Consider the following 26,975-nt stretch of genomic DNA (forward strand, 5'->3'; position numbering starts at 1 on the left):
CCCCTTATATAGGCATTCCTCGTTATGGATCAGTTGACTGCAAAGCTTAAAAAGCTCGAAAAACAAAACTACCGTGCATATCAACAAATTAAAGGTCAATACGACTTTGCTGATTTTGAATTACACATCGACCACATCCAAGGTGACCCATACGCGTCAGCTTCTCGTTTTCGTGCAACGCGCGCGTGGTCTTTGACCGGGTTAGATTGGCTGAAAGAAAAATCTTACGAATACCAAGTAGCCGCTCGTGACTTTATCGCACGTAGCTTCTCTGAGTTCGCGAAACAAGAGTCGACTGTTTCTATCGCGCTGACGGGTCAAACCGTATTAGACAACACAGCTGTTGTATTCACAGACCACGGCATCGAAATTCGTTTCCGTATTAATTTACCAGCTGATGGTCGTAGCATTCTTGCTAAGAAAGCGAACAACATCATCACTTTCTACTTACCGAAGTTTATTCGTCGCGCGACGCTTGAGCGTGAGTTAAACATCGATGCAATGATCAAACATTGTGAAACGATTGAAGACCAAGAAGCGCTGCGTGCTCAATTGGATGAAAACAACCTAGCCGCTTTCGTTGCAAACGGCAGTGTGTTACCTCGTATCGCGGGTAACTGCGACCTTCCAATGAAAGACGCGGTACCTTTCGCGGCTCCAGAATCATTGAGTGTTACGTTAAATACTCCAAACCAAGGTGACGTGACCGGCCTAGGCATTCCAAAAGGCATTACGCTGATCGTTGGTGGTGGTTTCCATGGTAAATCGACACTGTTGAACGCCGTTGAACGTTCTATCTACAACCATATTCCTGGTGACGGTCGCGAAGGCATTGTAACTGCGATTGATACGATGAAGATCCGCGCTGAAGATGGTCGATGTGTGCACAGCTTGAACCTGTCAAACTACATCAACCATTTACCAATGCAGAAAGACACATCTGACTTCAGCACACAAGATGCGTCAGGTTCTACGTCTCAAGCGGCTTGGTTACAAGAATCGATTGAAGCCGGCGTTCAAACTCTACTTATCGATGAAGATACGTCAGCGACTAACTTCATGATTCGTGACGAGCGTATGCAAGCGCTAGTGTCAAAAGGCGATGAGCCAATCACACCACTTGTCGACCGCATTGGTCAGCTTCGTGAAGAGATGGATATCTCTACCATTGTTGTAATGGGTGGCTCTGGTGATTACCTAGATGTCGCGAACACTGTGATTCAAATGCACGACTACCAAGCGGTAGATGTGACTGAAAAAGCAAAAGACGTGATTGCTCAGCACCCTACTCAGCGTACTAACGAATGTGAAACTGCTTTAGAAACGTTTGTACCGCGTTCATTGAACCGTGCTTCACTGATGAACATTCTGACTGACGGTAAATTCCGTGTTAATGCTAAAGGCAAAGAGTCACTGCGTTTTGGTAAAGAGTTTGCAGACCTTTCTGCGCTTGAGCAATTAGAATCACCGTCTGAAGTGAATGCGATCGGTTGGGCTTGGTTCCAATTCGCACAAACTCCAGGTTGGTCAAACAACCCTGCTAAAGAGTTTAACGCTATTTTAGAAAACGAATGGCACGCTAACATGCCTAACTACGGTGACCTAGCGAAACCAAGAACGTTAGATGTGATGGCTGCTCTGAACCGTATGCGTAAATCTCAGTTCAAGCCTTCGAACTGATTTCGTTAAATATCGGATTTATTGTGCTTCTAGGTTTTTGAAGTTTTAATCTTCTAATTTACTAAAGCTTCTAAGCCACTAAATAAGCAAATTAACCTTCTACGGTTCTCATTCTGAGGGCCGTAAATTTATCTAACCTCTTTTGACCTAACCTCTAGTGTCGTCAAAACTCTTGAACTTTATAAATTCATAAAACCAATCTTTACATCAATTACTTATCATCTTTTGTAATGAGAAAATTAAAGGCACTGTTTACCGCCATCTAATGCTGTCGATCCCTCAAAACATGACACAGCTTTTACAAAACCCTAGTGATATTCAGATAAAGTCCCGATTCGACAAGTGTAACCAAATGTAACAGACCCTTGAGGCTTCAATGAATCATAAACGCGTTAAGATGCGTGACCATAAAATCGAAGTGAACCTATTCAAAAACCGCGTAATCGTCGCGTTTTGTGGGATCTTGATGTTCACTCTTGTCTTAGTCGGCAATCTATACCGACTTCAAGTTGAAAATTTTAAAAGCTATCAAACTCGTGCCGATGGCAACAGAATCAAAGTATTACCTATCGCCCCTACTCGTGGACTTATTTACGACCGTAACGGCGTGTTGCTTGCAGAGAACAAGCTTGTCTTTGATCTAACCATGATTCCTGAGCAAACCGATGATGTCGATGCAATGCTCACCAAGCTAGACAAATATGTCCCCCGTGATGCAGAGCAGATCGCTCGTTTCAAAAAACGCTATCACAACACCCGCCGTTTTAAATCTGTGACTATTCTAGAGAACTTAACGGAGGAAGAGATCGCCAAGTTCTCCGTGCACCAGTACCAGTTCCCCGGCTTATCTATCGATACCAGCTTAAAGCGTTTTTACCCGAATGGTGAGGTGCTTACCCATGTTCTTGGTTACGTGGCGCACATCAATGATAGCGATCTCAGAAAGCTTGAAGAACAAGGGATAGAAGCGAATTATCAAGCTACAACAATCATAGGAAAACTGGGTGTTGAACGTTATTACGAAGATATTCTGCACGGCACCAAAGGTTATCAAGAAGTCGAAGTAAACAGCCGTGGGCGAATAGTCCGAACCATTGAGTACGTGCCGCCAGTAGCTGGTAAAGATATCGTGTTAAATATTGACCTTGAGCTGCAAAAATACGTCTTTGAGCAACTTGATCACCGAACTGGAAGCGCGGTTATTCTCGATCCGAAAGACAACAGCGTGTTGGCGATGGCATCAAGCCCAAGTTACGACCCTAACCTATTTGTCGACGGCATTTCGAGTAAGAACTACCAACGTTTATTGAATGATCCGGCTCACCCGTTGGTTAACCGCACCACTCTAGGCGTTTATCCTCCTGCCTCAACCGTTAAACCATTTATGGCTGTGGCAGGACTGCAAGAACATGTCATCTCTGAAGATACCATCCGTAACGACCATGGCGTTTGGAGAATTCCTGGCTCTAAACGAAACTCTAAATCGTGGCGTGACTGGAAACGTTGGGGTCACGGACCTGTCGATGTCACTCAAGCCATTGAAGAGTCGGTAGATTCATTCTTCTATCAAACCGCTTTCGATTTGGGTATTGACCGAATTTCAAGTTGGATGAACCGATTTGGATTTGGTGAACCGACAGGCATTGATATCTATGAAGAAAGTACCGCCAACATGCCGACTCGAGAATGGAAGATGATGCGTTATCGCACCCCTTGGTATCAGGGTGACACAGTTCCGATTGGTATTGGCCAAGGTTATTGGACATCGACACCTATGCAACTTGCTAAAGCAACGTCAGTATTGGTTAATCATGGTAAGGTGATGCCACCTCATATCTTAAGAGCCACCTTAGATCACGGTGAAGATTTCAGTACACAACAACTTGTCGAACCGGAGCCAATGCCCTCAATCACCGAAGTACCGGATAGAATTTGGGATGTGCCAATCAATGCGATGCGACTCGTAAACCACGGTAATCGAGGCAGCGGCAGACGTGCATTTAAGGGAACTGAATACACGAGCGGCGGTAAATCAGGAACTGCACAAGTCTTTGATCTTGCGAAAGACCAGGTCTACAACTCGAAGAAACTCGCTAGACACTTGCTTGACCATGCGCTTTACACGGCTTTCGCACCGTATGAACACCCTGAATATGTCGCAACTGTGGTTATTGAACACGGTAACGGTGGCTCAAAAGTTGGTGCGCCTTATATCCGTAAAGTACTCGACTATGCCTTTGAACATAAAAGTGGTGAGAGCAAAGATCACTCCTAACACCAATAACTTAAGTCGCTACAGCACATAGCGTAATAACGACAAAGCCCCACTTGTGTCACTCACAATGTGGGGCTTTCTGTTTTAGGGTTCTAAGCAATTAGACAGCTAAAAATGCCTGTCGATTATGAGCTTCTTAATACATGCCATGCTTCACAGAGCGTCTGAAATTTTGCGGTGTTGCCTTCGTCTCTGTCCGGATGCCATCTCAATGCCAGTTGTCGCCAACGTTTTCTAATTTCATGGTGTGTCGCGTCTAAAGGTAACTCAAACAGGTTCAATGCTCGACTTCGATCCATATCGAGTTCATCACCACCCACATACTTTCTATACCGAGTCCAAAATTCGTTCAACAGCCTTTTGACTTCACCTTCATCCGCTTCATAGTTAACCCAATTAATGTAGTATTCTCGAAGTGGGTCTTGATGATCGATGCTGTGACTGCTTCCGTGATAACGACCATTCATCAATTCGATGTCCATCGCTTGGACTTGGAGCCAACCATCTGGGTGTAAGGTTTCTTGAAGCTGATAAAGCGCATTCATGATAAGGAAGTTCTTTTTAAACAACTCTTTCTCAGGCACAGCATCCAACACTGGCACAAACCCAAGATCGTTCAGATGAGCTGCCAATGTGTGTACTTTCCATCCGCTTGGCTTTTGCTTAAGCACTTCCATTATCGGCCAAAGCAATGGGTTTTCCATATGGCAATGAAAGTTTGCTCTCACATCTTGATAATTCGACATAGTTGACTCAGTTAGCTTCTCTGAATTAATGGATTTCTAGAACTGTGGATACTATAAGTAACCTGTTTCACACCCGTTGCGTATCTTCTTTAATTGAAAGCGATTTTCTAAGATTTGTCGAGCTTAAGGACAAACAACTTTCTAACGTTTGGCTTAAAGGCACCTTTTATCATCAAAACTGAGTACCATTTCGTTGAATACAACCGTTAGTAATAAAGCCGCAATTCTTTGGTACGGATACAAAAAAGGTCAGCGACTTAGCTGACCTTTCACATATATCCCAATTTTAGGGACGAAGCATTGAACTGACTAGATAACGCCAAGCTCTCTTAGACGTTCCATTAGGTATTCGTTTGCTGTGTACTTTTCAGATAGCACTACTTCTGGTTTCGGGTGAAGGAATAGAGGCAAAGAGATACGAGACTTCTCTTGGCGTTCACCTGATGGGTTGATTACACGGTGAGTTGTCGATGGGAAGTAACCACCAGATGCTTCTTGAAGCATGTCACCGATGTTGATGATCATGTTACCGAAGTCACATGGAACATCTAGCCACTCGTCATTTTGAGCTTTAACTTGAAGGCCCGGCTCGCTTGCAGCAGGAAGAACCGTCAGTAAGTTGATGTCTTCGTGTGCCGCAGCGCGGATTGCACCTGGCTCTTCATCACCTTGCATTGGTGGGTAGTGAAGAACACGAAGCAGAGTCTGTTCACTGCCGTTGATCATTTCTGATAACGCAATAGAGAATTTCTCTTGTACTTCTTTAGGAGCATGAGCTTCAACCCAACCTAGCAGCTCTTGAGCAAAAGCATTCGCACGTTGGTAGTAATCTAGAATCTGTTCTTTCAGCTGTTCAGGGATTTGGCCCCAAGGGTATACGTGAAAGTACTCTTTGATGTCTTTTACAGTGTGGCCTTTAGCAACTTCAGACACTGAAGGTGGAAAATATCCATCTTGTGTTTCAACATTAAAGTGGAAGTTCTCTTTCTCTTCAGAGATGAAGAATTGGTACCAGTTTTCGTAAATTGACTCAACAAGCTCTTTCGGGATTGGGTGGTTCTTAAGAACACCAAAACCAGTTTCACGTAGAGAGCGAACAAATTGTTCTGCTGCGTCGTCAGCAAGGTAATCGACAGTTTCCAGTTTCATGACTTTCTTTCTTGTTATGTAGTAATAGAGCGATTTTAAGGATCGCTTTGTTGTAAATCAAACTTTTGTGAAACTCTAGCAACCGTTTGTCTAGATACTGGGCGATAACACCACTTTTCAACAAATCTGGTGATTAAGACCCAATTGAACACTGTTCATTATTGTGTAACACTATTAAAAACTTCGACGAGAGATCTTGATATGACAATCACGCCACTTGCTCAAAATCGACCATTACTGTCATTGACGACGCTGTATCTGATTGTGTTTCTATTTTCAGCGTTTGCTCCCTCTTCAAGAGCGGTATGGATTGCCGAAATTGTCCCAGCGCTTGCGATATTGGTGGGAATCTGGTGGTTATCAACAAAGCTCACCTTCACTAAGACAGCTTACGTTTTAATGTTTATCTGGCTAATTTTGCATACGATAGGCGCGAAATATACCTTCGCAGAAGTGCCATTTGATTGGTTCAACAACATGATAGGTTCTGAGCGTAATAACTTTGATCGTGTCGCGCATTTCTCAATTGGCCTTTATGCTTACCCACTCGCTGAGTACTTGATTCGTAAAAAACTGGCTCAACCGGTGCTGGCATGTTTCTTTGCGCTATTTGCGATTATGAGTGTTGCTGCAGGTTATGAAATTATCGAGTGGTGGTACGCGGAGATCGCAGGTGGTGATGAAGGTATCGCATTCCTTGGTTCACAAGGCGATATTTGGGATGCACAGAAAGATATGCTGTGTGACACCACGGGCGCAATTGTCTCGCTATTACTTCTTAAGCTTCAAGGGCGTGTCAATGCTTACTAAGCTCAATTATTTACACTGAGTATCAAAAGCAACGTTGAAATGCCACACACAAACCGTGCTGTGGCATTTTTAGTTTCAGCATTGTTTGCTCGTTTTAATATGACTGGTCGTTTCATCGTGACAGGTTATTTCATCGTTACCTTGCCACCAACAAACTTGTAGGCTGGCGTACCTCGAACCAAAGTGTCTCGCGCAAATTCAATCCCGCATTCAGGGCACACACATGGTTTTGTCGTGAAATCTTCAACGATACGCTCCTTAAAACATTTCACGAATGCACCTTTGCCACCTTTCCGATACTTAAAAAGCTGCGTTTTACATTTGGCACAGAAAATCTGAACCGTCTTGGTCGGTTGTTTCTTGTTTGGTTTAGCCATAGAAGTTAATGATTGAACTCTTTATTTCTTAAGTTTAGGGGCGACAAGAACCAAGCTTATCCCTAGAAGTATAACGGTTGATGAGACTATAAATTGCATGGTGACAGGTTCAGATAAAAGTAATACACCACCAAGTGTCGCGATAACTGGAACAGAAAGCTGTGCAATAGACGCCACCACGGTATTCAGCTTTTTCACCACGTAATACCACAAACTATAACCCACACCAGAAGCCACAGAGCCCGATATAACCGCGTAAATCAAACCTTGTTCAGTGATAGACACTTGCGTTAACGCATTAGGAATCAAAACTAACAAGCTTAATGCCAAAAGGATAACTAGCGAACTGAATCCAAAGTTAGCGGTGGTCGATTGCAGTGCGTTTGACGATGTCTTTCCTGCCAATGTGTAAATGCCCCACCCAACTCCGGCCAGAGACATCAAGATAATAGAAACTAAATCAGGTGCCTGTGTCGATTCCGTTGGCATTAATAAATAAACAAGCCCTGCTACCGATAACAAACATCCGCCCCATTCAATCAATGACATTCTGTTGCCAGAAAACAAGTGCGCGGCAATCATCGTAAATTGCACCGCGACAAACAACACCAGAGCACCAAGACCTGCGCCAAGCTCTAAGTAAGCAAACGAAAAACCAAACATATACACGAGCAGTGACAATATTGATGTGAGTTGAAACTGTGATTTGAGCTTTGTGTATAGCGATGTGTTACTTGCTAACTCACTTTTAGCTTTAGATTGGGAAGATAAAGCTAATAAAATCAAAAGCGTAAGCGCACCAGATAAGATGCGAACGATCGAAAAGCTCAAAGGATCGATCGTTTGATCCATTAAGGCCCAGCGACACAGAACTGAATTAGCAGCAAATGCCACCAGCGTAATAAATGTAACCATCAGAGTTTGCATCGTTTTTCCTAAATGAGTTATTTGGTCCTAATTGAGTTTTCTTGGATTTCAATCAACGTCAGGCTTCACCCAAACTTGGCTAAAGTCGAACCAACCTAATGCATTACATTTCGCGTTTTGCAACGTACCACATTGATCTTTATTGACGCCTAACCAGCAATGGAACATCGGGATCAATTGATTGCTTTGGACTAGTTGTTTACCTAACTGTCTTGCTGGGAATTGCTCGAATTCACCAGAACGCCAACGGTCAATCATGTGACACCATTGGTCGAAGTCTTCTGCCGGGCTAGATTCATCAAGAAAACTGTAGTCCATTAACCAGCCAGCCAAGGCGTCGTCTCTGTTATTGGCGATGCCCATAGGGTTAATCCAAACATCAACATCATCGGCGTGCGGCGGATCGGTTTCGTAACCGTAAAGATCAACATCGACGTTGTATTGCTTCAGCACCGTGACAATCGCCTTTGCAAGCGTTGGGAACATTGGGTGTTGGCATTGATACGCTAATCTTATGGTAGGCTTCGAATCTGCTGGTGGACAAACGGGCACTTTTAACTTTATGTCATACCAACCGGGTTTTATCCCATAAGCGTGTAACACGCCCAAATCGATAACAGTCTCTTTTGGAATATGAACAAACAGATCCGCCGCATTCAACGCGTTAGATAAAAACTGTGCCCATGCGGGATCTTGTGCAATACCCTTCTTTCTATTGAGCAGTAAATACGTGCAACCAGGATCGAGTTCTACTTCATCGCTATCGCCACGGTCGGCCATAACAGGCTTAGATAGGCTTGGGTAAACCATTGAAGAATAAGCCTCATCCACCACCCAAACTTCAACGCGATCAATTAACGGTCTGAAACCAAAGTACCCATTGAAAGCGGTTAACACGAGTTGTTTCTCGTCGTTCTTTTCAATGCGATAAGGTCCCGTTCCAATCGGTCGAATATCGTAGTCTTCACCACGTAAAGTGATCGGTAATGTGACTTTAGCGACCGATTCCGTTAGTGCGAGGGGAAAATACTTGTCTGGACGTGTGAGAAAAACATCTACTACACAATTTGCAGGTGAAGAGACATCTTTGATATGCGAAAACATGTTGAGAGGTTCGAGTGCAAGCAGTGTATCCACAACATGATTGGTTAACAGAGGTTCCCCGTTATGGAAACGAACACCGGGTCTCAAGAAGAATCGCCATTGGTAATCGCTGATTTTTTGCCATGAATGAGCAAGATCGGGTTGAAGTTGGTCATTCTCATCTAGACGAGTCAACCCACTGAATACCTGACAAGCGATATGTTGCTCTGAACGACGCATCGATTTGGTTGGGTTAAGCATTGAAAGCGGCCGGTAATAAGGCAAACGAATAACTTGTTCGCCTTCTTGATACTGTACGCCCAAGTAGTTTTGAATAACTTGCGTGAGTTTGGCAGCATTGTGATCAAGCACTGACAGCGCCTGTCCAATTTTTCCTTCCTGCAAGTAGCGTCTTGCTAAGTTCTCGCTGACATCACAACGATTCTGTTTAAAGATAAGTTGAGATAACTTTCCTCGACCTGCTGCAGGTAACCATTCTACCCACCCTTCTTCTTCAAGCTTGTTGAGTACCATTCGGGCATTACGACGGGTACAACAAAGCACATCCGTGATGTCGTCGAGTTGAACATCAGAATCTTTACCATCGAAGTATTCAAACAGGGTTTCAAATTGAACGCGAAGTCTTGGGCTGCTCATAAAGAGGAAAACTTATTCAAAGGACATTGAATTCAGTTTCCCTATTTTATGGCGTAAAATCAATATTACTGACACAATTTTATTGTGAATTATGAGTACGACATCCTAAGATGTTATTCAATCTTAAGGGTTAAGTGCCTTTACCGTAAAGGATTACATTACATCGCAGCCAATTTCATTAGCGATTTCACGGAGCTGCTGTTCATCGTCTAATTTTATCGACCATTTACACTCAGAACCGTTAGCTGAAATAACATTTGCCCCTTTTCCGATCAATTGAATTGCATCAACTTGGGCTTGCAGCGTGACTCTATGCTCCCCATCTAAACGAACAACCAATTCATGTGCGGTTGCGATGACTTTTCCACTTTTAAACGTTATGACCATGGGCTTCTCGGGTTACTTCTTTAAATACTGATTGCTTGTTCTAAGTACTGATTACTTCTTCTAAAGACAAAACCAGCGTACGACTGCCTAGTCTGTTATCGCTTATGTTTCTTAACGGCAATGGTTAAACGGCTGGTACAAACTAAGCGTTGACGATCATCAGTGATATTGATCTGCCATACTTGAGTAGAGACGCCCAAGTGAATAGGCTCAGCAGTACCAATGACATGCCCTTCACGCATTGACCTTACGTGGTTCGCATTGATATCGAGCCCAACGCAATAATAGCCTTCTGGTACGCAGAAGTTTGCAGCCAATGAGCCAAGCGTTTCTGCTAGCACAACCGATGCGCCGCCATGAAGCATACCCAGTGGTTGGTGCGTAAAGTGACAAACCGGCATGGTTGCTACCAAAGAATTGTCATTTACTTCGGTGTAAACAATGTTGAGGTGTTCAATTAAGGTATTTTTTGAGGTCGCGTTGAAGGTATCTAGGTCAACGGGCTTTTTCCAAATACTCATATAGGTTCCTTAATTATTGATCTTGTTATCGCGTGCATAGCTTTTTTCTATATTACCGCTGTTAGTTATCTTACAGCCCTTAGCTATTACGCAAGTTGATGTTAACATGCATAAAAACCGAATACACAGAGGATATTGTATGACGTCATGGATGAAGTTTGCCTCGCTTCTCACACTTGCAGGCCTAACCGCGTGTAGCGCTTCTCCGACAGGCAGAAACCAATTGCTGCTTTTTTCAGATAAAGACATGTCTCAGCTTGGAGCACAGTCTTTTGAACAAATGAAAAAAGAACAACCCATCAGCAAAGATGCCAAAACTAACGCTTATGTACAGTGCGTAGCGAACAGCATCACTCAATATATTCCTAAACAAGGTTTTAGTGAATGGGAAGTTGTTGTGTTTGATAGTGATCAAGTGAACGCATTCGCCCTACCTGGCGGAAAAATCGGTGTATACACAGGGTTACTCAAGGTTGCAGTCAATCAAGACCAACTCGCGACGGTTATCGGTCACGAAGTGGCACACGTTTTAGCGGACCACAGTAATGAGCGCCTTTCTCAGTCTCAAATCGCTAATACGGGCTTATCTATTACTAACGTTGCGTTAGGTGCATCAGAATACAAACAGTATCAAGGTATGACGATGGCCGCGTTAGGGTTAGGCGTTCAATATGGCGTTATTCTACCGTATGGGCGAACTCAAGAGTCTGAAGCCGATATTGTTGGTTTAGAGTATATGGCTCAAGCAGGTTTCGATCCAAACCAAAGTGTCAACTTGTGGCAAAACATGGCGAAAGCATCAGGGGGTAATCAACCGCCAGAGTTGCTTTCTACGCACCCTTCCCACAGTACGCGTATTAAAGATCTACAAGCAACGATAAAAACGCTTCCTCAATCAGGTTCACCAAGACCAAATTGCAAAGCGTAATCTAAGTAAGAATCGCCTAGCTGGTGTAAATACAAAAATGCCCTATCCATATTGGTTAGGGCATTTTCAGTTTCTTGCTTGCTAACAGTTCAAGTGTACTAAGCAGCTGGATAATTCCAACAACAGAAACTCACTCGTTAAGTACCAAGAATTTGTAATGGTAGGCTTAATAGCTGATCACCAGTAGATGCAAAATACCAGATAACACCAATCAAACTGCTCACTAAACCTACATACCAAACGAACGACACGACTTGCCCGTATTTGTCTAACGGTAACAAGTGACTGTGATGACGTCCTTTCCATTCAAACAGTATTTCGACACTGCCCATGATCAATAAGAAACCAAACAGGGTTAAATTCAACTGATAACTCAATACCACACCAGCAACGGCAGCCGCGACACAAAGTACAATGCCAAGCACACTGTTCATCGAGAAACTGATACTTTTAAGAACATGTCCGCCATCGAGAGGCAAAATCGGCAATAGATTGAACAGGTTTAATAGAGCATTAAATACTGCAAGGCCGGCAAAGAACATTTCGCCAGTCGCCCAATACAGCACCATAAATACTAACGACAATATCAGGCCGAACAATGGCCCCATGATTGAGATAACCACATCTTGCCAACGCGTATTAATCTTTTCATCGGATAACGCCAAGCCACCAAGAAATGGTATCAAATAGATCCCTTTGGTTTTCATGCCGAAGTATTTCATCGCTCTAATATGACCGTACTCATGGAACATTAAACAGGCGATTAAGGCCAAAGCGAACTGAATTGAAAACAACCATGAATAGGCCGCTAAACTCGCAGAAGCAAGTACGACCTTGATTAGCTTGGCGCTTTTAAGCGCTTTCATACCAAGCGACACCAACCCAATTAAGCTAAAACGCTTCTCTGGTTTAGGAGCGACAACAGGAGTTTGTTGTTCAATATCTTTGGTGTTTCGATTGCCTTCGGTAATGGTTTGCCCATTCACCGACGCTTTATACGTCATCTCAAACGGTTGCCACTGAACGGTCGATTCAACGTGACACTGCAACGTTTCTTCGCCAGCGCGTAGTGTAAATTCGTGTTTTCGGGCGTCTTCTTGGTCTGTGGTCGCATCTAATTGAGATACCAAAGTGTTATCCCAATACAACTGTTGCCACCCTGCCATTGATCCTTCTAAACGAAGCGGTTTTCCAAGAAACTCTATCGCGAGTAATTCCAAACTTAAAATTCCAATTTAATGACTTCTAACGAGTGTCGATATTATGCCGATTTAGCGAATGGTGGTAAACAGAAACAAAGTTGTTACATATTGAGCTATTGAACACTATTTATACCGCAACGATGCATAAACACTCTGGTCACACCTCCAACCACGAATAAATTATTGATTATACTTATATTATCGATGTTAAAGTGCCGCCCCTTTAAAACATAACCTCACAAAATAACAACTCTTTCTTTGACTTTATATAAAACATGAATTTAACATGCCATTTACATTAGAGCTTCAACACCAAAAATGCTCAGTGTGTTTTCAAACCATAATAACGAAATTCGATGCCCTAGGAGGGTCAAGGATGAAAACAATACAACGCTCTCTCGTTTCACTTTCAGTACTATTTGCATGTAACTCACTTGCGGCTGGTTTCCAAGTTGCTGAGCATTCTGCCTCAGGTCTTGGTCGCGCATTCTCAGGTGAAGGCGCTGTAGCCGATAACGCGAGTGTACTAGCGAGAAACCCCGCCGCAATGACCCTATTTGATACAGCCCAATTTTCAGGCGCGGTTTCTATCGTTGATCCAGAGGTTAACGTTTACGACGTTGACGCTAACGAGCATTCAAAAGATGTTGCTCCATTACAAGTCGTGCCAGCCGCATATTACATCAGCCCAATCAACGAAAAATGGGCTTGGGGTATCGGTATGTTCACCAATTATGGTGTTGCTACGGATTACCCTGATGACATCTCGGCAGGTGATATGGCTGGTGATACGTCGCTCTTATCTGTAAATCTAAATCCAAATATTGCGTATCGCGTGAATGAATCATTTAGCGTTGGTGCAGGTTTAAACCTTGTGTATGCGGAAGCTGAACTTACTCGCCATAAAGGCGAGCTCGCTAACTTTGTTGGTGGAAATCCATCTGACAAACTTATAGGCATGACCGGTGAAACATTTGCCTATGGTTGGAATGTTGGCGCGATGTATGAGCTGAACGAAAACAATCGCTTTAGTATCGCTTACCGCTCTTCTGTTGATCTTGATTTCGATGACGGTGAATTTACCAGCTACGATTCAGGTAGAGCAACATCTCCCAAGGTTGATGGTCGTCTTCAAATCGAGCTTCCTTCTATTCTGGAGCTTTCAGCATTTCACCAACTTAACGAACAATGGGCAATTCACTACGGTTGGCAACAAACTGATTGGAGTACTTTTAAGGAGTTAAAAGCAACAAGTCCAGATTGTACTGACAACGGTGTAGCAGGTCAGTGCTTCTACAAACCTGAAAAATATGAAGACAACAATCGATATTCACTAGGCGCAACGTACCAACTAAACAGTAAGTGGACATTAAGAGCTGGTTACGCTTATGACGAACAAGCTGGTGAAGCAACTTTAAGCATTCCTGATAGTGATCGTATGTGGTATAGCGCTGGCTTCACTTATGTTTGGAGCGAAAATATGACTGTCGATGCCGGATTCGCACTTGTTGTAAGTGATGACGGTGAGTTCACTGAGACAAATGGCGCTCAGCAAGAAAGGACTTTCGAAGCAGAAGGTACCGCTTACCTTTCTTCAGTTCAGCTTAACTACACTTTTAACTAAATCAGGATCGTATCATGAAACGTAACTTTAAGATCTCTCTACTATGTTCAGCGATCCTGCTAGCAGGTTGTGGCGACAACACCGAAAGTTCGGTAACAAGTAACCAACAACTTGAAGCCTATCTAGAAACGTCTTTGGCAAGAGCGACAACTCAAAAAATGCTCTTGCAAGGTAGTAATGCATCAGTTCCTTTAAGCAATAACCTATTATTTGACTCTACAGATGGCACGTTAGCGATCCCAACAGGTGGCGACGATAGCATTTCTAACCCAAAAGCAGCATTAAATTATGCCGATGGTTTTTCGACCAGCATGCCAATTTACATCGAGTTTGAAGGCGACGGTTTTGGTGATACTCCTGGAGTTGTTACTTCCGGAGTGACATTGTTGAAGCTTTCTAAAAAGCTAACAGACACATCCACAGCGGCTCAAGTACCAACACCTGTTGCTAGCTCTGAATACACAGTTTACAAAGTAGGCTCAAACCTAGCAATTACACCTAATACTCCTTTTGATGAGAAGTCTGAATATTTGCTTGTTGTTACTGATGATGTTACAGATGTAAATGGTAACCCAGTAGGTACATCGCAAAGCTATGCGGCTCTCAAAACAGCCACTAAAACTTATTCAACCGGTGACTTAGCTAGTGCGCAAACTTTAATTAAAGGTCAAGAAGCTATAGCTGCGGCTGTTGGTGTTGATGCGGAAAAGATTGTGTATTCAGCTTGGTTTACTACAACTTCTGTTGGTGATGTTCTCGCCTCTACAGCATCGTTGATTGGTGGAATGATTGATGCTGGAGCCCCACTTTCGACTTATTGGAATGGCAGTGCAAACCCAAATAGTGTCGATCTGTCAAACGCTTATAATCTTAGCCTAGATTCTTCATCAACAGTTCCGTTTGCCACAGCAATCGCTGCAGATGCTGACTTTAAAAAATATCTTGCCGATGACGATGCAACAGAAAATGCCACTTTGATTGGAGGCATAAATCTCCTTTACTCTAACGCTGGTATCAGCACTACGTCGGTAAACGTGACTAAAGGTACTGTTCAACTCCCATATTTCTTGGAAACCGATCCAACTAAGTTCTCTACAACGCCATTTGCATCAGCATTGGACAGTTTAGCGGTTATCAAAAGCGCACTAACGGATAGCTCTACAAGTTCTTTCGTTGGTGGAGAGTTGGTTAAATTAGGATTAGACCCAACAAACCTTAGCGCAGCTGATGTCACGACTTTAATGGGAAAAACACTCACAAAGGACGCAAGTGGAACAGCTCTAGATAGTGAACGTCTTGTCACTCAATATTCACCAATACCACAAATTAAATCACTCGAAGCTGTTGATGTGCTTTTGTTTACACCCACAACTGGCACGCCTTCAGGTGTAGTCATTTATCAGCACGGTATTACCTCTGTAAAAGAAAACGCGTATGCATTCGCGGCTAATTTAACGGCTGAAGGTCTTGCTGTCATTGCAATTGACCACCCTATTCATGGGTCTCGTTCACTTGCCGGAGGTGCTATTTCAACTAACGATAATGCTCTGTACTACTTGAATTTAAGTGCTTTGCCTGTTGCCCGTGACAATATTCGTCAAAGTGCGCTTGATGTAATAGGTCTTCGTATGGCACTTGAAAAAGTGGGTAATGACTTTACTGGTACACCATTAGCCGGAGTTGATGTAAAAGACACAACCGTTAAGTTTATGGGCCACTCATTGGGTGGCATTACCGGATTTACTTCTGTTGCGACATCAGAAATTGCTGGCACACATAAATTTAGCTCGGCGGTATATGCTAATTCAGGTGGTCACATAGCCGAATTATTGTTTGCTTCTGAAACGTTTGGTCCTGAAATCAAACACAATCTGGCTAAACAGTTAAATGCAACGTATCGGGATTCAGTGGCTTCAGCTTGTACTACGGACGACATTGAAGATGGCGATTGCTATACCGCTTTTGCTACTGGAAACCCAACCAGCGCCGCAGCAATTGAAACTGAATTAGTTGCATTTAAAGTCGCCGCTCAAACCCTTATTGACACGGTCGATCCACATTCACTAGCAAGCACTGAGGACCTGTCATCATTTAGTTCTAGCTATCCAACGTTGTTGATCCAGTCGCAAAACGACGAAACTGTACCAAACAATGGTAATGATGATAACGATAAACCATTGTCTTACACGGCTTCGTTTGTTGGTTCTGAAGGATTAGATTCAACTTTAGGGTTGGATGACTCTACAAAAGCTAGCACTTCAACTGGAAACCGAGTGTTTGTTCAGTATAACGAAACGGCTAAGCACTCTACGATCATCGGACCGCAAGCAGACCTTTCTGATGCCACTCATACCCTATCAATGAGAGCTCAAGTAGCTGATTTCTTAGAATCGGATAGCCTTGATGCAGCAGCACCGGATGCTTTATTGGAATAACTAAGACTTTAGCTTATTCACTAAACCAAATGCCAGCCTAACCGCTGGCATTTTTGTCTCTGTCGTTCGAACAAGTCCCCTAGTTAACCGTTTGCATAAAACTTTAAAACACAAATGGTTGATCTCAGCTAAAATTAATCAAGACAGAATACCGTACGACCTCTTTCTTTATTGTAAATAAAGTGGATAATAGCCCCGTAATTTAATACCTAATAAATGTGAGTCCATTATGTCTTCTGAAGCTACTATGCTAGAACGCTGCCAATCTAAATGTGAACTATGTGGTTCTGATTCTTCTCTTACTGCATACGCAGTGCCGCCACACAGCCACGTAACAGTGGATCACGGCATCATGGTATGTGACAAATGTCTTGGTGAGATTGACGATCCTAAAGATATCAACCACTGGCGTTGTCTGACTGACAGCATGTGGAGCCAGGAAGCGCCAGTTCAAGTAACGGCATGGCGTCAACTTACTCGTCTGAACACAGAAAGCTGGGCTCAGGACGCGCTAGACATGATGTACCTTGAAGAAGAAACATCAGTTTGGGCACAAATCGGCATGTCTGCTGATGACAAGCCTCTTGATGTGAATGGCGTTGAACTTAAGAAAGGTGACGACGTAACAGTAATCAAAGACCTGCCAATCAAAGGTACTAACCAAGTGATTAAGCAAGGTACTGTTATTCGTGGTATCAGCGTTGGTGACGATCCTAAGCTTGTTTCTGGTAAAACAAACGGCGGTCAATCAATGTACGTAATCGCTGAGTTCTGCCGTAAGAAGTAATCTTACTGTAAGAAAGTGATAGAAAACGAAAAGGCGCTAATTAGCGCCTTTTTTCTTGGAAAAATTTAACCTATTCCGTTGTTCTAGAAACCACTGCCTACGTTAAAGTAGATAGCGCGTTCTTCATGGCTTTGCGCATAATCCATCCCAAGGTGCAAACCGTAACGTCTCGCGATTTGGTATCGAAAGCCGACACCTCCGGCATTGACGGTACTGTCGTGGCTTATGCCGTTATCTTGCTTTGCAACCCCTGAACCGTAAAACCCAGACACCTTCCAACGATGAGTGATACTATACGTCAATTGGCCTTGGATTGTTTCAATCTCATCTCCTTGGTACCGATAAGATGACACCCCGCGTAACGACACGTACGGTTTCGCTGTGGGTGATACAAACAGGTCTTGCTGTTCGAAGCTTTGATAATTTGCAGCCAAGCCTAACGTCCATTTATTGGTAATTGGGATATAGGCTTCGCCATCTATGTTCAAATTTCGGTAATTGTAATCACTGCCAATCGCATCGTCGTACACCATGTAATCTGCAGACAATTTGTAACCTTTGGTTGGATAAAATAAATTATCTCTTGTGTCATATTCAGCCTCCAACCCTAAACCAGAAGTAACCGATTCGTTACCCAAAATTCGGTCTAAAACCATGTTATCAAATTCAATCTCAGACTTAGCTAATAACTGCTTTATTCCCAACATCCAAGGCGTATGCCCAATCCGGAACTGCACCTTTTGTGAAAGTACGGCTACCGAAGTTGACGTGCCTATTCTAAGGTCATGATCTATGGGGCCCCAGTTGATTGATGTGTACAAATCCAAATTCGCAACACCAAAGCCGCCACCTCCTGTGTAACGAATGGAATCATTCATCCAAGATCGTCTATGGCCACCAAATACAAACCAAGTTTCGTTCTCTGTCCCTACTGCGCCCACTACTGACATTGCTGAGGGTACTAACTGCGCACCACCATCTATGGCAGAAAGAGCAGCTTGCTTTCTTTGTCGCTTTTCCTCATCCGTCTCATGTAAAAACAAACCAGCCACACCGCCGCCGTACCCCACCGCAGGCTCGGTAATCAAAATTGGGATAGGCAAAAAGCCATGTGCGTTTTCCGCAAGGTGATGCCCCATATCAAATTGACCATCAACAGGATCATAAAACGATGCGAAAGAAGATGTTGTAAATAAAAAGCAGGAAAAAAGAGCAAAGCCGCCGCAGCGATTCATAAGATTGGCCTCAATAAAAAAGGCCGGGTAATAAAACCCGGCCGAAAGTTTGCTTCCTTGCAATAAACATAGAAATTAAACACTTATTGCCAATAAAGGGGTCCTTAATCGACAAGGTTAGAATAGGTCAAACTGTGGTATTGCCCTACTCTCATATGGAGGATCTAGCCCTACAAAATCAAATCATTCTAAAGATGACAAATACGAAAAAGGCTCATATAAATGAGCCTCTGTGAACAAGTAAACTGTGTTATTGGTTCATTAATCTCGCTTTAGCAATCGCTCTACGTTTTCTTTGATAACTGATAATACTGATGACTTAACTTCGCTAATTTGTTTAGAATGAGGGCACCATAGTGCAAAGCCAAATTTAAATCCTTGTTCCATTTCAGACGATTGTATAGGTTCGATGTCGTAATGCGAAAATTCAGAATGAGCGAACGTTTTTGGTAGAAGTGCCCATCCTAGACCTGCTTCAACCATTTTGATAACTAGCGCTAATTGGTCGACTTCTTCATTGTCAGAACTAACGGTTATTTTTTCGGACATTCCTTCTTCAATGAAGGATTTTAAGACAAACTGCTTCGCATTTCTTAGCGCTAAAAGTACATCTTCTTTTGCCAAAGATGAAAACTCACCATTTTTTTGAACGAAAGGAAAAAATTCTATATGGCCTAAAAAGGTGGCATCAAAACTGTGTATTCCACGACTGTCATGCACGTTGACCAATCCAAAATGATACTCACCGCTCTGAAGGCCTTGCTTAATGTCTTTTTTATTTCGTACAAGAAAATTCACTCGCATCATCGGGAAATCACGACGCAACTTCTTTCGAATATCCACAAGGATTTGATGAGGTATCACACTTGAATAAGCAAAAGTAATGTTTTCCAAACCGCCATAAGACAAGCTCAAGGCTACCTTGTCGAAAGTGCGTGCCTGTTCAATCGTTTGCTTAGCGTAGTGGTAAAGAAGATGACCATCTTCTGTCGGCTTTACAGAGCGTCCAACCCTTTCAAATAGGCTTACCGCGAGTTGGTCTTCAAGGTTAGTTATAACCTGCCCGATTGTCGTTCTGTGCTTGTTAAGCTTGACTGCTGCCTTGCTGAAAGAGAGTTGGTCATAAACGGTAACGAACGCGAGAAGTTGTTCAATGCTGAAATTCATGTTGTTGTGCTTACTTTTAATCGTTATGTATTTAAATTATCACAGGTTGGCGAAATATCTACTTTGTCAGAATAATATTAGTGAAAATAATTCGTCAATTTGAAACAAAAAAACCTACTTAAGCTAGTAGGTTTTATCGTTGATGTCAAACGAATAACTTAAATGTATTCGATAACTCGAGCTAGATAGTTAAAGTCCCCAGAATCACCGTGGTAATTACGGTAAACATCGACACTGAAATATCTAGGTTGGTCCACTTGAATATGCTCAGCAATTCGCTGCTCGATGGATTCTAGAGTTTCACCTGTTTGCGAGTAAATGTATTTCTTGGTGGTCTTTTGAAGCTGGCGTTCTTTAGCTTCTTTGTGTGTGACGTAATTGTTCACGTCAACCCACTGACCAATGTAGTCAATCTCCACGTAGTCTGAATTTTCTTCAACCATGAACAACGCCGCTTCTTGTTGAACGTCGGCCAGTTGTAGCATGTCGTTATCGACTTTTTGCTGTTCCATTGAGGTCACATTTTGTGCCATGGCAGCGCTAGACGTTGCCATGATAAGTAGCGCTAAAGCTGTTTTATTCATTTTACGATATCCCTAAATTAAGGTAATTCTGTTACCCAAGGTTTGCCCTGAGTTGCTTTGTGATAACCATATTCGTATATGGTTAATAAATAGTGTTCATCAAACATGTCTTTGGTTCGTTTGGCGTAACCAAAGTCGTGCTCGATGTAAGTAAATTGCATATCAATGTTGTTGATTTCACAGATGTATTTCATTCGATATAAATCACCACGTGTTTGAGCAAGAGTCAGGCTTGATACGCTCTTTGCTACTAAATCTAGACCCTTATCTCTCAGCGAGTGGTACGGCGCTTTCAGTGCTCCATTTCGAATAACATCGAGCTGTGGTGGTTTTTCTAACCCAAGAGCATCTGAGATCTGCTGATAGTCGAAGTTAGATGGATTGAAAAATACTTGAGCGGCTAAACCACCATCGACGTGAAGTTCTTCATAACTTTTACCTTCGTACTTCACATTGATAAACTGCGGTGGGAAGACTCCAGGAATAGAAGCACTTGCTGCTAAAACCTTATATATAAGTTCAGACTTATCTGGCATGTCACTATTTGCAATTGCGCCCACATTCCAAATGACAAGCTCTCCAGAATCAAAGTGTGTGCTACCAATAAACAAACGCTTACCGTTGCGGTGTCGCGCAGCAATTTGCTCGATCATCGGTTCAGGGAACGCCTGAGCGATAAATTGATTCAAGTTTTTACCGTCAGTAAAAGCATCTTTAAACACGGTGTTTAAAAAGTTCTTTTTGCCGAGCACTGATTTGTCATTGATGTTTAACATCACCTCCTTCATCTTCGGAAATGCATCTCCGCCGATGAATACAAATGGTGCCATTAGCGCTCCTGCACTGATGCCAGTAACTATTGAGTAGTCTTTCAATTGGCCAGATTCTTCCAGCCCTATCAAAATACCGGCTCCAAAGGCTCCGTTCGCGCCGCCTCCTGACAAAGCTAAGATATTTAGTTGCTCACCTGACACTTTAATTGGCGTTGTTTGATCGATTGGAGAGTATAAGAAGTCTGGGTTCTCACTCGCCCACATACGCAATGGCTCTTTTACTGATATCGCTTCTTCTACAACCACTTCTTTGTAATTGTCTTTGTGTACGCGTACATCCAACGTGTGGGGTGAGCTACATGCCACTACAAGTAATGACAAAGCAACGGTAAAACCCGAGGAAATTAGACGGTTCATAATTAGGCTCATTTAATGTTCTCTAAAATGATTCAGAAACTCTGTTTAATCAAAAGAACAGCTATAAACAGAGAAGTTAATAAATAGGGATAAAGTGAAGTCCGTCTCTTTCTGGGAGTAATATAGCTAGGTTTAGTCTTAGCTCGTAATCTCGTTTGTAGGATGCGACCCATCGAATAGGTACACCCTCCACCACTATCGGAGTTAAACGCTCTACCCGATTTTGACCACGTTGAAATCGTGGGTAGGCTCTACAAATTCATATTGTGCATTGATTGTTTGTAGCTCCCAAGTGCCATAGCTTTTAGTTAGCTCCAACACACCATAGACCGCGTTATTTGCATGTCGGAATGCAGCTACGGGAGACATTCTCTTTATTAACCCTGCGGTAAACAGGCCAGAGATAAGGTCACCGACACCAACCGGTTGTTGAGCAAATTCAATGTTCGGTCGTTGGGCTAAATAACATGCCTTTTTCGTTGCTAAAATCATACTGAACGCGTCATCGGGTAATGAGTGAAGATGCTTCACGAGCACCATCTTTGGACCAAGCTCCAATGCTTTCTTACATGCTGTAACCGCGTCATAAAGGGAGAGGATTTTAATGCCGGTCAATTCACTTAGTTCAAATTGGTTTGGCACTATAACATCGGCAATAGGAAGCAAGTGTTTAGTAATGGCGGTTCTAACGCCATCCTCAACGATACAACCTTTATCTGGGTCACCCATTACAGGGTCACAAACATAGAGTGCACTGTGGTTCTTTTCTTTAACTAAATTAACCGACTCGGCAACCGCTTTACATTGGTCTGCGCTTCCCTGATAACCCGATAGGATCGCACCACAGTCTTTCAGTACGTTGATGTTGTCTAAGCCTCGAATCAAGTTTCGAATATCATCTGAGCCGAATGTTTGCCCGGTCCAACCTTGTTGATATTGAGTGTGATTAGAGAACTGAACAGTGTGGATTGGCCACACATCGAGTCCCATTCTTTGGATTGGAAAAACCGCAGAACTGTTTCCTGCATGCCCGTAAACCACGTGAGATTGAATAGAAATAATGCTTTTCATGCGTCGCTCTTTCAGTTTGAAATGGATTTGAATACTTGGATAAGACGACTAAATAAACACAACGGAACATCAAGATAGGAAGTTTTATCGATCTAACCACTGTGCTTATTTGGTCGGAATAGCCTCGACATCGCCGAGGCTTATTCTTAATGAGTTGGACGTCATCGGCTTTAAATCATGTATTTGATTCTAAGCCAGACTTGAACTTATGCGTCTTGAAACTCAGCGAAGTGCTCGTCCAATACCTTGCGAGTTGCGCGGCCGATTAGCTCGTACTCGTGGTGAGTAAGGTTCGCTAGTGATACACGTACTGATGCGTGTACTGTGTCGAAACCTTTACCAGGTAGTAAGATTACGCCGGTTTCGTGAGCAAGACGGAATAGGAAGTCTTTACCTTTCTCGTTAGCTTTGAACCAGTCGACAAACTCTTGACCGTAAAGTTTGCCACCTAGCGTGTCTAGCTCTAGTAGTGTGTAGTAATCCACACGGTCTTTGTTCTCTTCGATTGCTACACCCATGTTTTTGTAAAGCGTTGTGTAGCGCTCACGGATGATGCGTTTACAAGCGGCTTTGTAGCGACCTTCTGAGTCCATTAGACAAGTTAGAGAAAACATCGCCATTTGCACTTGTTGCGGTAGAGATAGACCGGCAGTGTGATTCAAGGCTACGCTACGGCTATCCGCAACGATGCGGTCGATGAACTTAATGTCACGTGGCTCTGGAGTCAGTGTTTTGTAACGGTCATCAAGTTGACACTGTTTTTCTTCGCTGAAAGAACTTAGTGCGTCATCAAATACGTTTTTGTGTTGGATACCAATGGTACCTAAACGCCAGCCTGTTGCGCCAAAGTACTTAGAGAACGAGTAAACACAAAGTGTGTTGTATGGTAGTTTTGCAAATAGAGAAACGAAGTCATCGGCAAATGTACCGTATACGTCATCAGTGATGATGAATAGGTCACTGCGTTGCTCATTCACAAAGTTTGTTAGGTTCTCTAGAGTCTCGTCAGAGAATTTCACTGATGCTGGATTAGCAGGGTTAACGACGCAAAGTAGTTTGATGTCTGTATCTGCCAGTTTCTCGATTTCAGACATTGGAAGCTGCCAAGTGGTCTCATCAAGACGCAGTTCAACGATCTCTAGTTCGTACTCAGAAAGCTCTGGGATTTCTAGGTAAGGGGTAAAGATTGGCGTAATTAGCGCCACTTTATCGCCTTTTTTCAATAGACCATTGTTGAACATCGTTTGGAATGTGTAGGTCATTGATGCCGTACCACCTTCCGTTGCGAACAAGTCAAAGTCCGTGGTCATTGGAATTGGGCCATACATCTCTTCTGCAATGTACTGCTTCACCACTTTCTCAATGTTAGTCAACATACGTGGTGGTACTGGGTAGTTACACGCTAGGTAAGCAAGAACGAGTTCGTTTAGGAACGCTTGTTTTTGGATGCCTAGACGATCTTTTGCGTAGCTTAGTGCGCGCTCGATGAACTGAACACCTTTGTCGTTTGAGTATTCTTTAGTAAACGTATCGAAACGCTCAACGATACCCACGCCATCAGGGATACCACCGAAATCACCACCGAGGTAAGCGTAGTTACGTTCCGCTTCCATTACTGCAAATTCACCCAAACGAATAAATGCTTTACGTGGCAATGTTGCTAAGAAGTTTGGATTACCACGACCTGCGTCTAGTAAAGCACGGTCTGGCACTGCTTGAGCAACTTCAATTAATTTGTCTTTTAATTCAAATGGGCTTAAATCAGCGAATTTTGAAAAGTCGATATTTGTATTTTGTGTAGTCATAATATTTACCTAATAATTTAATATTAAACACTTGTAATTAAATAAAGTGTTTTACTTAAGCGTGATTATTCAGGCCTACCCTATTTTTGATTGGGTAGGTCTGTTAATAAGTTGATGATTTTTTTAAATCTATAATGAGTTGTAGGTTTTAATTACATACCCGCATTAACGGTAATAATGCCGACGATAATTGGGCCCCATAGAGTCAGTAACACGTTGGCTACGGCGTAAGTCACAGTAAAAGAGAATACTGGCGTTGCGTTGCCTGTTTTTTCCATCAATGCAGCGAACGCTGGGTTTGCACTTCGACCACCGGTTACACAACCTAAAGCTTCTACCGGATTCTTTATCTTCAATACAAAGTACGAGAAGAAGAATGAAATAATCTGTGGAATGATGGTTACTGCCATACCCAAGAACAGAAGTGACATGCCGTGTTCTTTGATGGTATCAACCGCTTGAGGGCCCGCTTGGAGGCCAACAATGCCTACAAATGCCGCTAGACCAAAGTCACGAATGAAGTTTGCTGCACCTACCGGGAACTGAGCCACATGTGGGTTTCGGCTACGTAACCAGCCAACAAGCAAGCCTGAGATCAAACAACCTGCACCAGAACCAATCGTTACGGGAATGCCTGCAATCTTGAAGCTAATTAAGCCAATAAGTAGACCCAGTACCATACCGAAACCCAGTACGATGAAATCAGTCATGGTTGCTGAACCCATACGCTTACCGATGTGCTTTTCAACTCGGTTGATGTCTTGTGCGGTGCCTGTTAATTGAATAACGTCGTTTTTCTGAACAATCAGATCATCAGTAATGGCGACTGAAGCACCAGCACGCATGTAGTCTGTAACATACACACCACGGAACGAACGTTGATTTGAGCTATCTTTGATCTCTCTTAGCGAACGACCAATCAGTTTGCGATTGTCAGCGATAAGTTGACGATTTTCTTCAATAACTTCATAGCTTTCCGGTAATGCGACTTCATTACTTTGCGCCTTGCTCTGTAGCTCATGAACCGCATTTCTACGGCCGGTAACCACAACAAGGTCGCCCGCTTTAAGTGCTGTGAACTTGTCTGCACTCAGCTCTTTTCCGTCGCGTTCAATAAGTTCGATACACGCAGCAAGTGATGATTGATTCAATTGCGCGAGTGTTTTTCCAACCAGTTTATCGTCGTGAGTGACTTTAAAAGCACGTGTCACTAGAGCTGTGACTGCGTTAAATTCGCCATCTGCCAAATCACGTTTACCGTTAGAATTTTTCTCCTCTAACGCAATTGCTTCAGAGCGAATGTCCCACTTCATCAACGTTGGGAATACCCAAGTCACCATCAAGATTGGACCTAATGAACCAAAGATATATGTTACAGCGTAACCTACAGCAACGTTAGTTTGCATCAGATGTTTGGCTTCTTCAGACACACCACCCAAACGGGCGATCGCATCGCCTGCAGTACCAATGATCGCAGACTGAGTTAAACCACCGGCAGCTAGGCCCGCAGCAGTACCTCTATCTAAGTCAAACAACCACGCAGCGGCAAGTACACACAATAAGCCTGAAACCGTCATAACAACCGCAGACAACAGAATGTTGATGGTTCTAAAGTTAAGCGCTTTAAAGAATTGTGCGCCGCCTTGATAACCCACAGCATAAATAAAGAGCGCAAAGAAAATACTTTTTACGCCGGGATCAATCTGAACACCAAATTGCCCAATAATTACGCCCATTAATAATGTTCCGGCCACACCGCCTAAAACAAATCGGCCGATAGTAATTTTACCAACCATATAACCCAATGAGAGTGTAATAAATAGTGCGACAAATGGTGCCATGTCAAACAGATTAGAAATAATGTCCATGACAAATTTACTCTTGTTACTAAATATAAGGAGTAAATAATCTAACTAATAACTTAATAATGATATTTGTTGGATTATTCAAAATAAATAAAGCATCTCGTTGCTTCGAACCGAATATTAAGAACAAAAGGTTTTATTATGTAATCCCATTTGATGGATCAAATCATCACTTTAACTGTTCGCATAGTTTTTGAAGTGCAATTTACACCTTAAGTGATTGGTTTAAATGGATTTATCTTAAATCGGCAAAAGTAGATGATTTTCGAAATCAATTTCAATTAAGTGTTTCCACTTCAAGAACGACAACCTACCTACCGTTGTTTTACTGGCTTACGGCTCTCAACAAAGAGGCAGTTGGCATAATCACCGAATAAAGTTGGATTTTGATGGGTACGATCCTCTATAAGCGATTATCACAATAAATCGAACTCCGTTATCGTTGCATTCATCAAACAAATAGAGAACAG

Annotated in this window: 22 protein-coding genes; 7 read left to right on the top strand and 15 right to left on the bottom strand. The window is 42.9% G+C overall.

All coding sequences use genetic code 11. From position 1 onward, the window contains the following. Positions 1-24 precede the first annotated feature (24 nt). Both AB4623_RS13685 and mrdA read left to right on the top strand, forming a co-directional pair. Positions 25-1,680, top strand: a complete 1,656-nt coding sequence (locus AB4623_RS13685) for an ABC-ATPase domain-containing protein (RefSeq protein WP_017060076.1) — start codon at positions 25-27, stop codon at positions 1,678-1,680. Between the two features lie 376 nt (positions 1,681-2,056). Beyond that, a complete protein-coding gene (mrdA, locus tag AB4623_RS13690; RefSeq protein ID WP_017060075.1) occupies positions 2,057-3,955 on the top strand; it encodes a penicillin-binding protein 2 in 1,899 nt (632 codons plus the stop codon). A 125-nt stretch (positions 3,956-4,080) separates the two neighbouring features. Here mrdA and AB4623_RS13695 read toward each other — a convergent pair whose 3' ends face one another. Together AB4623_RS13695 and AB4623_RS13700 are read right to left on the bottom strand one after the other, a co-directional pair. After that, positions 4,081-4,701, bottom strand: coding sequence for a DNA-J related domain-containing protein (locus AB4623_RS13695; protein ID WP_029235437.1), 621 nt, complete (start codon positions 4,699-4,701; stop codon positions 4,081-4,083). Positions 4,702-5,010: 309 nt separating this feature from the next. Then, positions 5,011-5,850, bottom strand: coding sequence for an isopenicillin N synthase family oxygenase (locus AB4623_RS13700; RefSeq protein ID WP_017060073.1), 840 nt, complete (start codon positions 5,848-5,850; stop codon positions 5,011-5,013). A gap of 201 nt (positions 5,851-6,051) precedes the next feature. Between AB4623_RS13700 and AB4623_RS13705 the strand changes: the two genes are divergently transcribed. Then, complete coding sequence (locus AB4623_RS13705) at positions 6,052-6,660, top strand: DUF2238 domain-containing protein (RefSeq protein WP_017064602.1); 609 nt, start codon at positions 6,052-6,054, stop codon at positions 6,658-6,660. A gap of 125 nt (positions 6,661-6,785) precedes the next feature. On the opposite strand, the gene AB4623_RS13710 is transcribed toward AB4623_RS13705, so the two are convergent. From AB4623_RS13710 to AB4623_RS13730, 5 genes are all read right to left on the bottom strand, one after another. Continuing rightward, positions 6,786-7,037 (bottom strand): hypothetical protein, encoded by a 252-nt coding sequence (locus AB4623_RS13710; protein ID WP_372146666.1) that lies wholly within the window; start codon positions 7,035-7,037, stop codon positions 6,786-6,788. Positions 7,038-7,058: 21 nt separating this feature from the next. Continuing rightward, complete coding sequence (locus AB4623_RS13715) at positions 7,059-7,964, bottom strand: DMT family transporter (RefSeq protein ID WP_017064603.1); 906 nt, start codon at positions 7,962-7,964, stop codon at positions 7,059-7,061. A 48-nt stretch (positions 7,965-8,012) separates the two neighbouring features. Next, positions 8,013-9,704: an SgrR family transcriptional regulator gene (locus AB4623_RS13720; RefSeq protein WP_017069657.1), complete on the bottom strand. Its 1,692-nt coding sequence runs from the start codon at positions 9,702-9,704 to the stop codon at positions 8,013-8,015. A gap of 153 nt (positions 9,705-9,857) precedes the next feature. Continuing rightward, a complete protein-coding gene (locus AB4623_RS13725; protein WP_017064605.1) occupies positions 9,858-10,091 on the bottom strand; it encodes a DUF3389 domain-containing protein in 234 nt (77 codons plus the stop codon). A gap of 95 nt (positions 10,092-10,186) precedes the next feature. Further along, the gene (locus AB4623_RS13730; RefSeq protein ID WP_017060067.1) at positions 10,187-10,612 is read right to left on the bottom strand and encodes a hotdog fold thioesterase; all 426 of its coding nucleotides are present in this window, start codon (positions 10,610-10,612) and stop codon (positions 10,187-10,189) included. A 139-nt stretch (positions 10,613-10,751) separates the two neighbouring features. On the opposite strand from AB4623_RS13730, the gene AB4623_RS13735 reads away from it, so the two are divergent. Continuing rightward, a complete protein-coding gene (locus AB4623_RS13735; RefSeq protein ID WP_372146667.1) occupies positions 10,752-11,540 on the top strand; it encodes a M48 family metallopeptidase in 789 nt (262 codons plus the stop codon). Between the two features lie 137 nt (positions 11,541-11,677). Here AB4623_RS13735 and AB4623_RS13740 read toward each other — a convergent pair whose 3' ends face one another. Continuing rightward, entirely contained in the window at positions 11,678-12,760 is a 1,083-nt protein-coding gene (locus AB4623_RS13740) for a site-2 protease family protein (protein ID WP_017060065.1), read from the bottom strand. Positions 12,761-13,118: 358 nt separating this feature from the next. Here AB4623_RS13740 and AB4623_RS13745 point away from each other — a divergent pair, with 358 nt between their 5' ends. The 3 genes from AB4623_RS13745 (at position 13,119) to AB4623_RS13755 (ending at position 17,588) form a co-directional block, all read left to right on the top strand. Then, positions 13,119-14,366: a porin gene (locus AB4623_RS13745; RefSeq protein WP_050654485.1), complete on the top strand. Its 1,248-nt coding sequence runs from the start codon at positions 13,119-13,121 to the stop codon at positions 14,364-14,366. 14 nt (positions 14,367-14,380) lie between these two features. After that, positions 14,381-16,801 carry a VolA/Pla-1 family phospholipase gene (locus AB4623_RS13750; protein WP_372146668.1) on the top strand — a complete coding sequence of 807 codons (2,421 nt, stop codon included), beginning with the start codon at positions 14,381-14,383 and terminating at the stop codon, positions 16,799-16,801. Between the two features lie 229 nt (positions 16,802-17,030). Beyond that, entirely contained in the window at positions 17,031-17,588 is a 558-nt protein-coding gene (locus AB4623_RS13755; protein ID WP_017060062.1) for a PhnA domain-containing protein, read from the top strand. A gap of 83 nt (positions 17,589-17,671) precedes the next feature. On the opposite strand, the gene AB4623_RS13760 is transcribed toward AB4623_RS13755, so the two are convergent. The 7 genes from AB4623_RS13760 to aspT all read right to left on the bottom strand — a co-directional run bounded on the left by AB4623_RS13760 (position 17,672) and on the right by aspT (position 26,508). Further along, positions 17,672-18,823: a BamA/TamA family outer membrane protein gene (locus AB4623_RS13760; RefSeq protein WP_017067293.1), complete on the bottom strand. Its 1,152-nt coding sequence runs from the start codon at positions 18,821-18,823 to the stop codon at positions 17,672-17,674. Between the two features lie 261 nt (positions 18,824-19,084). Continuing rightward, positions 19,085-19,990: a LysR family transcriptional regulator gene (locus AB4623_RS13765; protein WP_372058309.1), complete on the bottom strand. Its 906-nt coding sequence runs from the start codon at positions 19,988-19,990 to the stop codon at positions 19,085-19,087. A 158-nt stretch (positions 19,991-20,148) separates the two neighbouring features. Beyond that, the gene (locus tag AB4623_RS13770; protein WP_017060059.1) at positions 20,149-20,574 is read right to left on the bottom strand and encodes a hypothetical protein; all 426 of its coding nucleotides are present in this window, start codon (positions 20,572-20,574) and stop codon (positions 20,149-20,151) included. Positions 20,575-20,591: 17 nt separating this feature from the next. After that, on the bottom strand, positions 20,592-21,764 hold the full coding sequence (locus AB4623_RS13775) for a patatin-like phospholipase family protein (protein WP_017060058.1): 1,173 nt from the start codon (positions 21,762-21,764) through the stop codon (positions 20,592-20,594). Between the two features lie 213 nt (positions 21,765-21,977). After that, entirely contained in the window at positions 21,978-22,835 is an 858-nt protein-coding gene (gene pdxY / locus AB4623_RS13780) for a pyridoxal kinase PdxY (RefSeq protein WP_017060057.1), read from the bottom strand. 206 nt (positions 22,836-23,041) lie between these two features. After that, the gene (locus tag AB4623_RS13785) at positions 23,042-24,640 is read right to left on the bottom strand and encodes a bifunctional aspartate transaminase/aspartate 4-decarboxylase (RefSeq protein ID WP_372146669.1); all 1,599 of its coding nucleotides are present in this window, start codon (positions 24,638-24,640) and stop codon (positions 23,042-23,044) included. A gap of 152 nt (positions 24,641-24,792) precedes the next feature. Continuing rightward, entirely contained in the window at positions 24,793-26,508 is a 1,716-nt protein-coding gene (aspT, locus tag AB4623_RS13790; RefSeq protein ID WP_372110243.1) for an aspartate-alanine antiporter, read from the bottom strand. Between the last annotated feature and the right edge of the window lie 467 nt (positions 26,509-26,975).

Origin of the sequence: Vibrio sp. 10N.222.52.C12 (assembly GCF_041474215.1) — a bacterium.
GTDB classification, from domain to species: Bacteria; Pseudomonadota; Gammaproteobacteria; order Enterobacterales; family Vibrionaceae; genus Vibrio; species Vibrio crassostreae_C.

Coding starts and splice junctions, on each gene's coding strand:
- AB4623_RS13755 (WP_017060062.1), top strand. CDS start 17,031: ATGTCTTCTGAAGCTACTATGCTAGAACGCTGCCAATCTAAATGTGAA.
- AB4623_RS13730 (WP_017060067.1), bottom strand. CDS start 10,612: ATGAGTATTTGGAAAAAGCCCGTTGACCTAGATACCTTCAACGCGACC.
- AB4623_RS13765 (WP_372058309.1), bottom strand. CDS start 19,990: ATGAATTTCAGCATTGAACAACTTCTCGCGTTCGTTACCGTTTATGAC.
- AB4623_RS13725 (WP_017064605.1), bottom strand. CDS start 10,091: ATGGTCATAACGTTTAAAAGTGGAAAAGTCATCGCAACCGCACATGAA.
- AB4623_RS13705 (WP_017064602.1), top strand. CDS start 6,052: ATGACAATCACGCCACTTGCTCAAAATCGACCATTACTGTCATTGACG.
- AB4623_RS13785 (WP_372146669.1), bottom strand. CDS start 24,640: ATGACTACACAAAATACAAATATCGACTTTTCAAAATTCGCTGATTTA.
- AB4623_RS13720 (WP_017069657.1), bottom strand. CDS start 9,704: ATGAGCAGCCCAAGACTTCGCGTTCAATTTGAAACCCTGTTTGAATAC.
- AB4623_RS13745 (WP_050654485.1), top strand. CDS start 13,119: ATGAAAACAATACAACGCTCTCTCGTTTCACTTTCAGTACTATTTGCA.
- AB4623_RS13685 (WP_017060076.1), top strand. CDS start 25: ATGGATCAGTTGACTGCAAAGCTTAAAAAGCTCGAAAAACAAAACTAC.
- AB4623_RS13695 (WP_029235437.1), bottom strand. CDS start 4,701: ATGTCGAATTATCAAGATGTGAGAGCAAACTTTCATTGCCATATGGAA.
- pdxY (WP_017060057.1), bottom strand. CDS start 22,835: ATGAAAAGCATTATTTCTATTCAATCTCACGTGGTTTACGGGCATGCA.
- aspT (WP_372110243.1), bottom strand. CDS start 26,508: ATGGACATTATTTCTAATCTGTTTGACATGGCACCATTTGTCGCACTA.
- AB4623_RS13710 (WP_372146666.1), bottom strand. CDS start 7,037: ATGGCTAAACCAAACAAGAAACAACCGACCAAGACGGTTCAGATTTTC.
- AB4623_RS13775 (WP_017060058.1), bottom strand. CDS start 21,764: ATGAACCGTCTAATTTCCTCGGGTTTTACCGTTGCTTTGTCATTACTT.
- AB4623_RS13760 (WP_017067293.1), bottom strand. CDS start 18,823: ATGAATCGCTGCGGCGGCTTTGCTCTTTTTTCCTGCTTTTTATTTACA.
- mrdA (WP_017060075.1), top strand. CDS start 2,057: ATGAATCATAAACGCGTTAAGATGCGTGACCATAAAATCGAAGTGAAC.
- AB4623_RS13715 (WP_017064603.1), bottom strand. CDS start 7,964: ATGCAAACTCTGATGGTTACATTTATTACGCTGGTGGCATTTGCTGCT.
- AB4623_RS13750 (WP_372146668.1), top strand. CDS start 14,381: ATGAAACGTAACTTTAAGATCTCTCTACTATGTTCAGCGATCCTGCTA.
- AB4623_RS13770 (WP_017060059.1), bottom strand. CDS start 20,574: ATGAATAAAACAGCTTTAGCGCTACTTATCATGGCAACGTCTAGCGCT.
- AB4623_RS13700 (WP_017060073.1), bottom strand. CDS start 5,850: ATGAAACTGGAAACTGTCGATTACCTTGCTGACGACGCAGCAGAACAA.
- AB4623_RS13735 (WP_372146667.1), top strand. CDS start 10,752: ATGACGTCATGGATGAAGTTTGCCTCGCTTCTCACACTTGCAGGCCTA.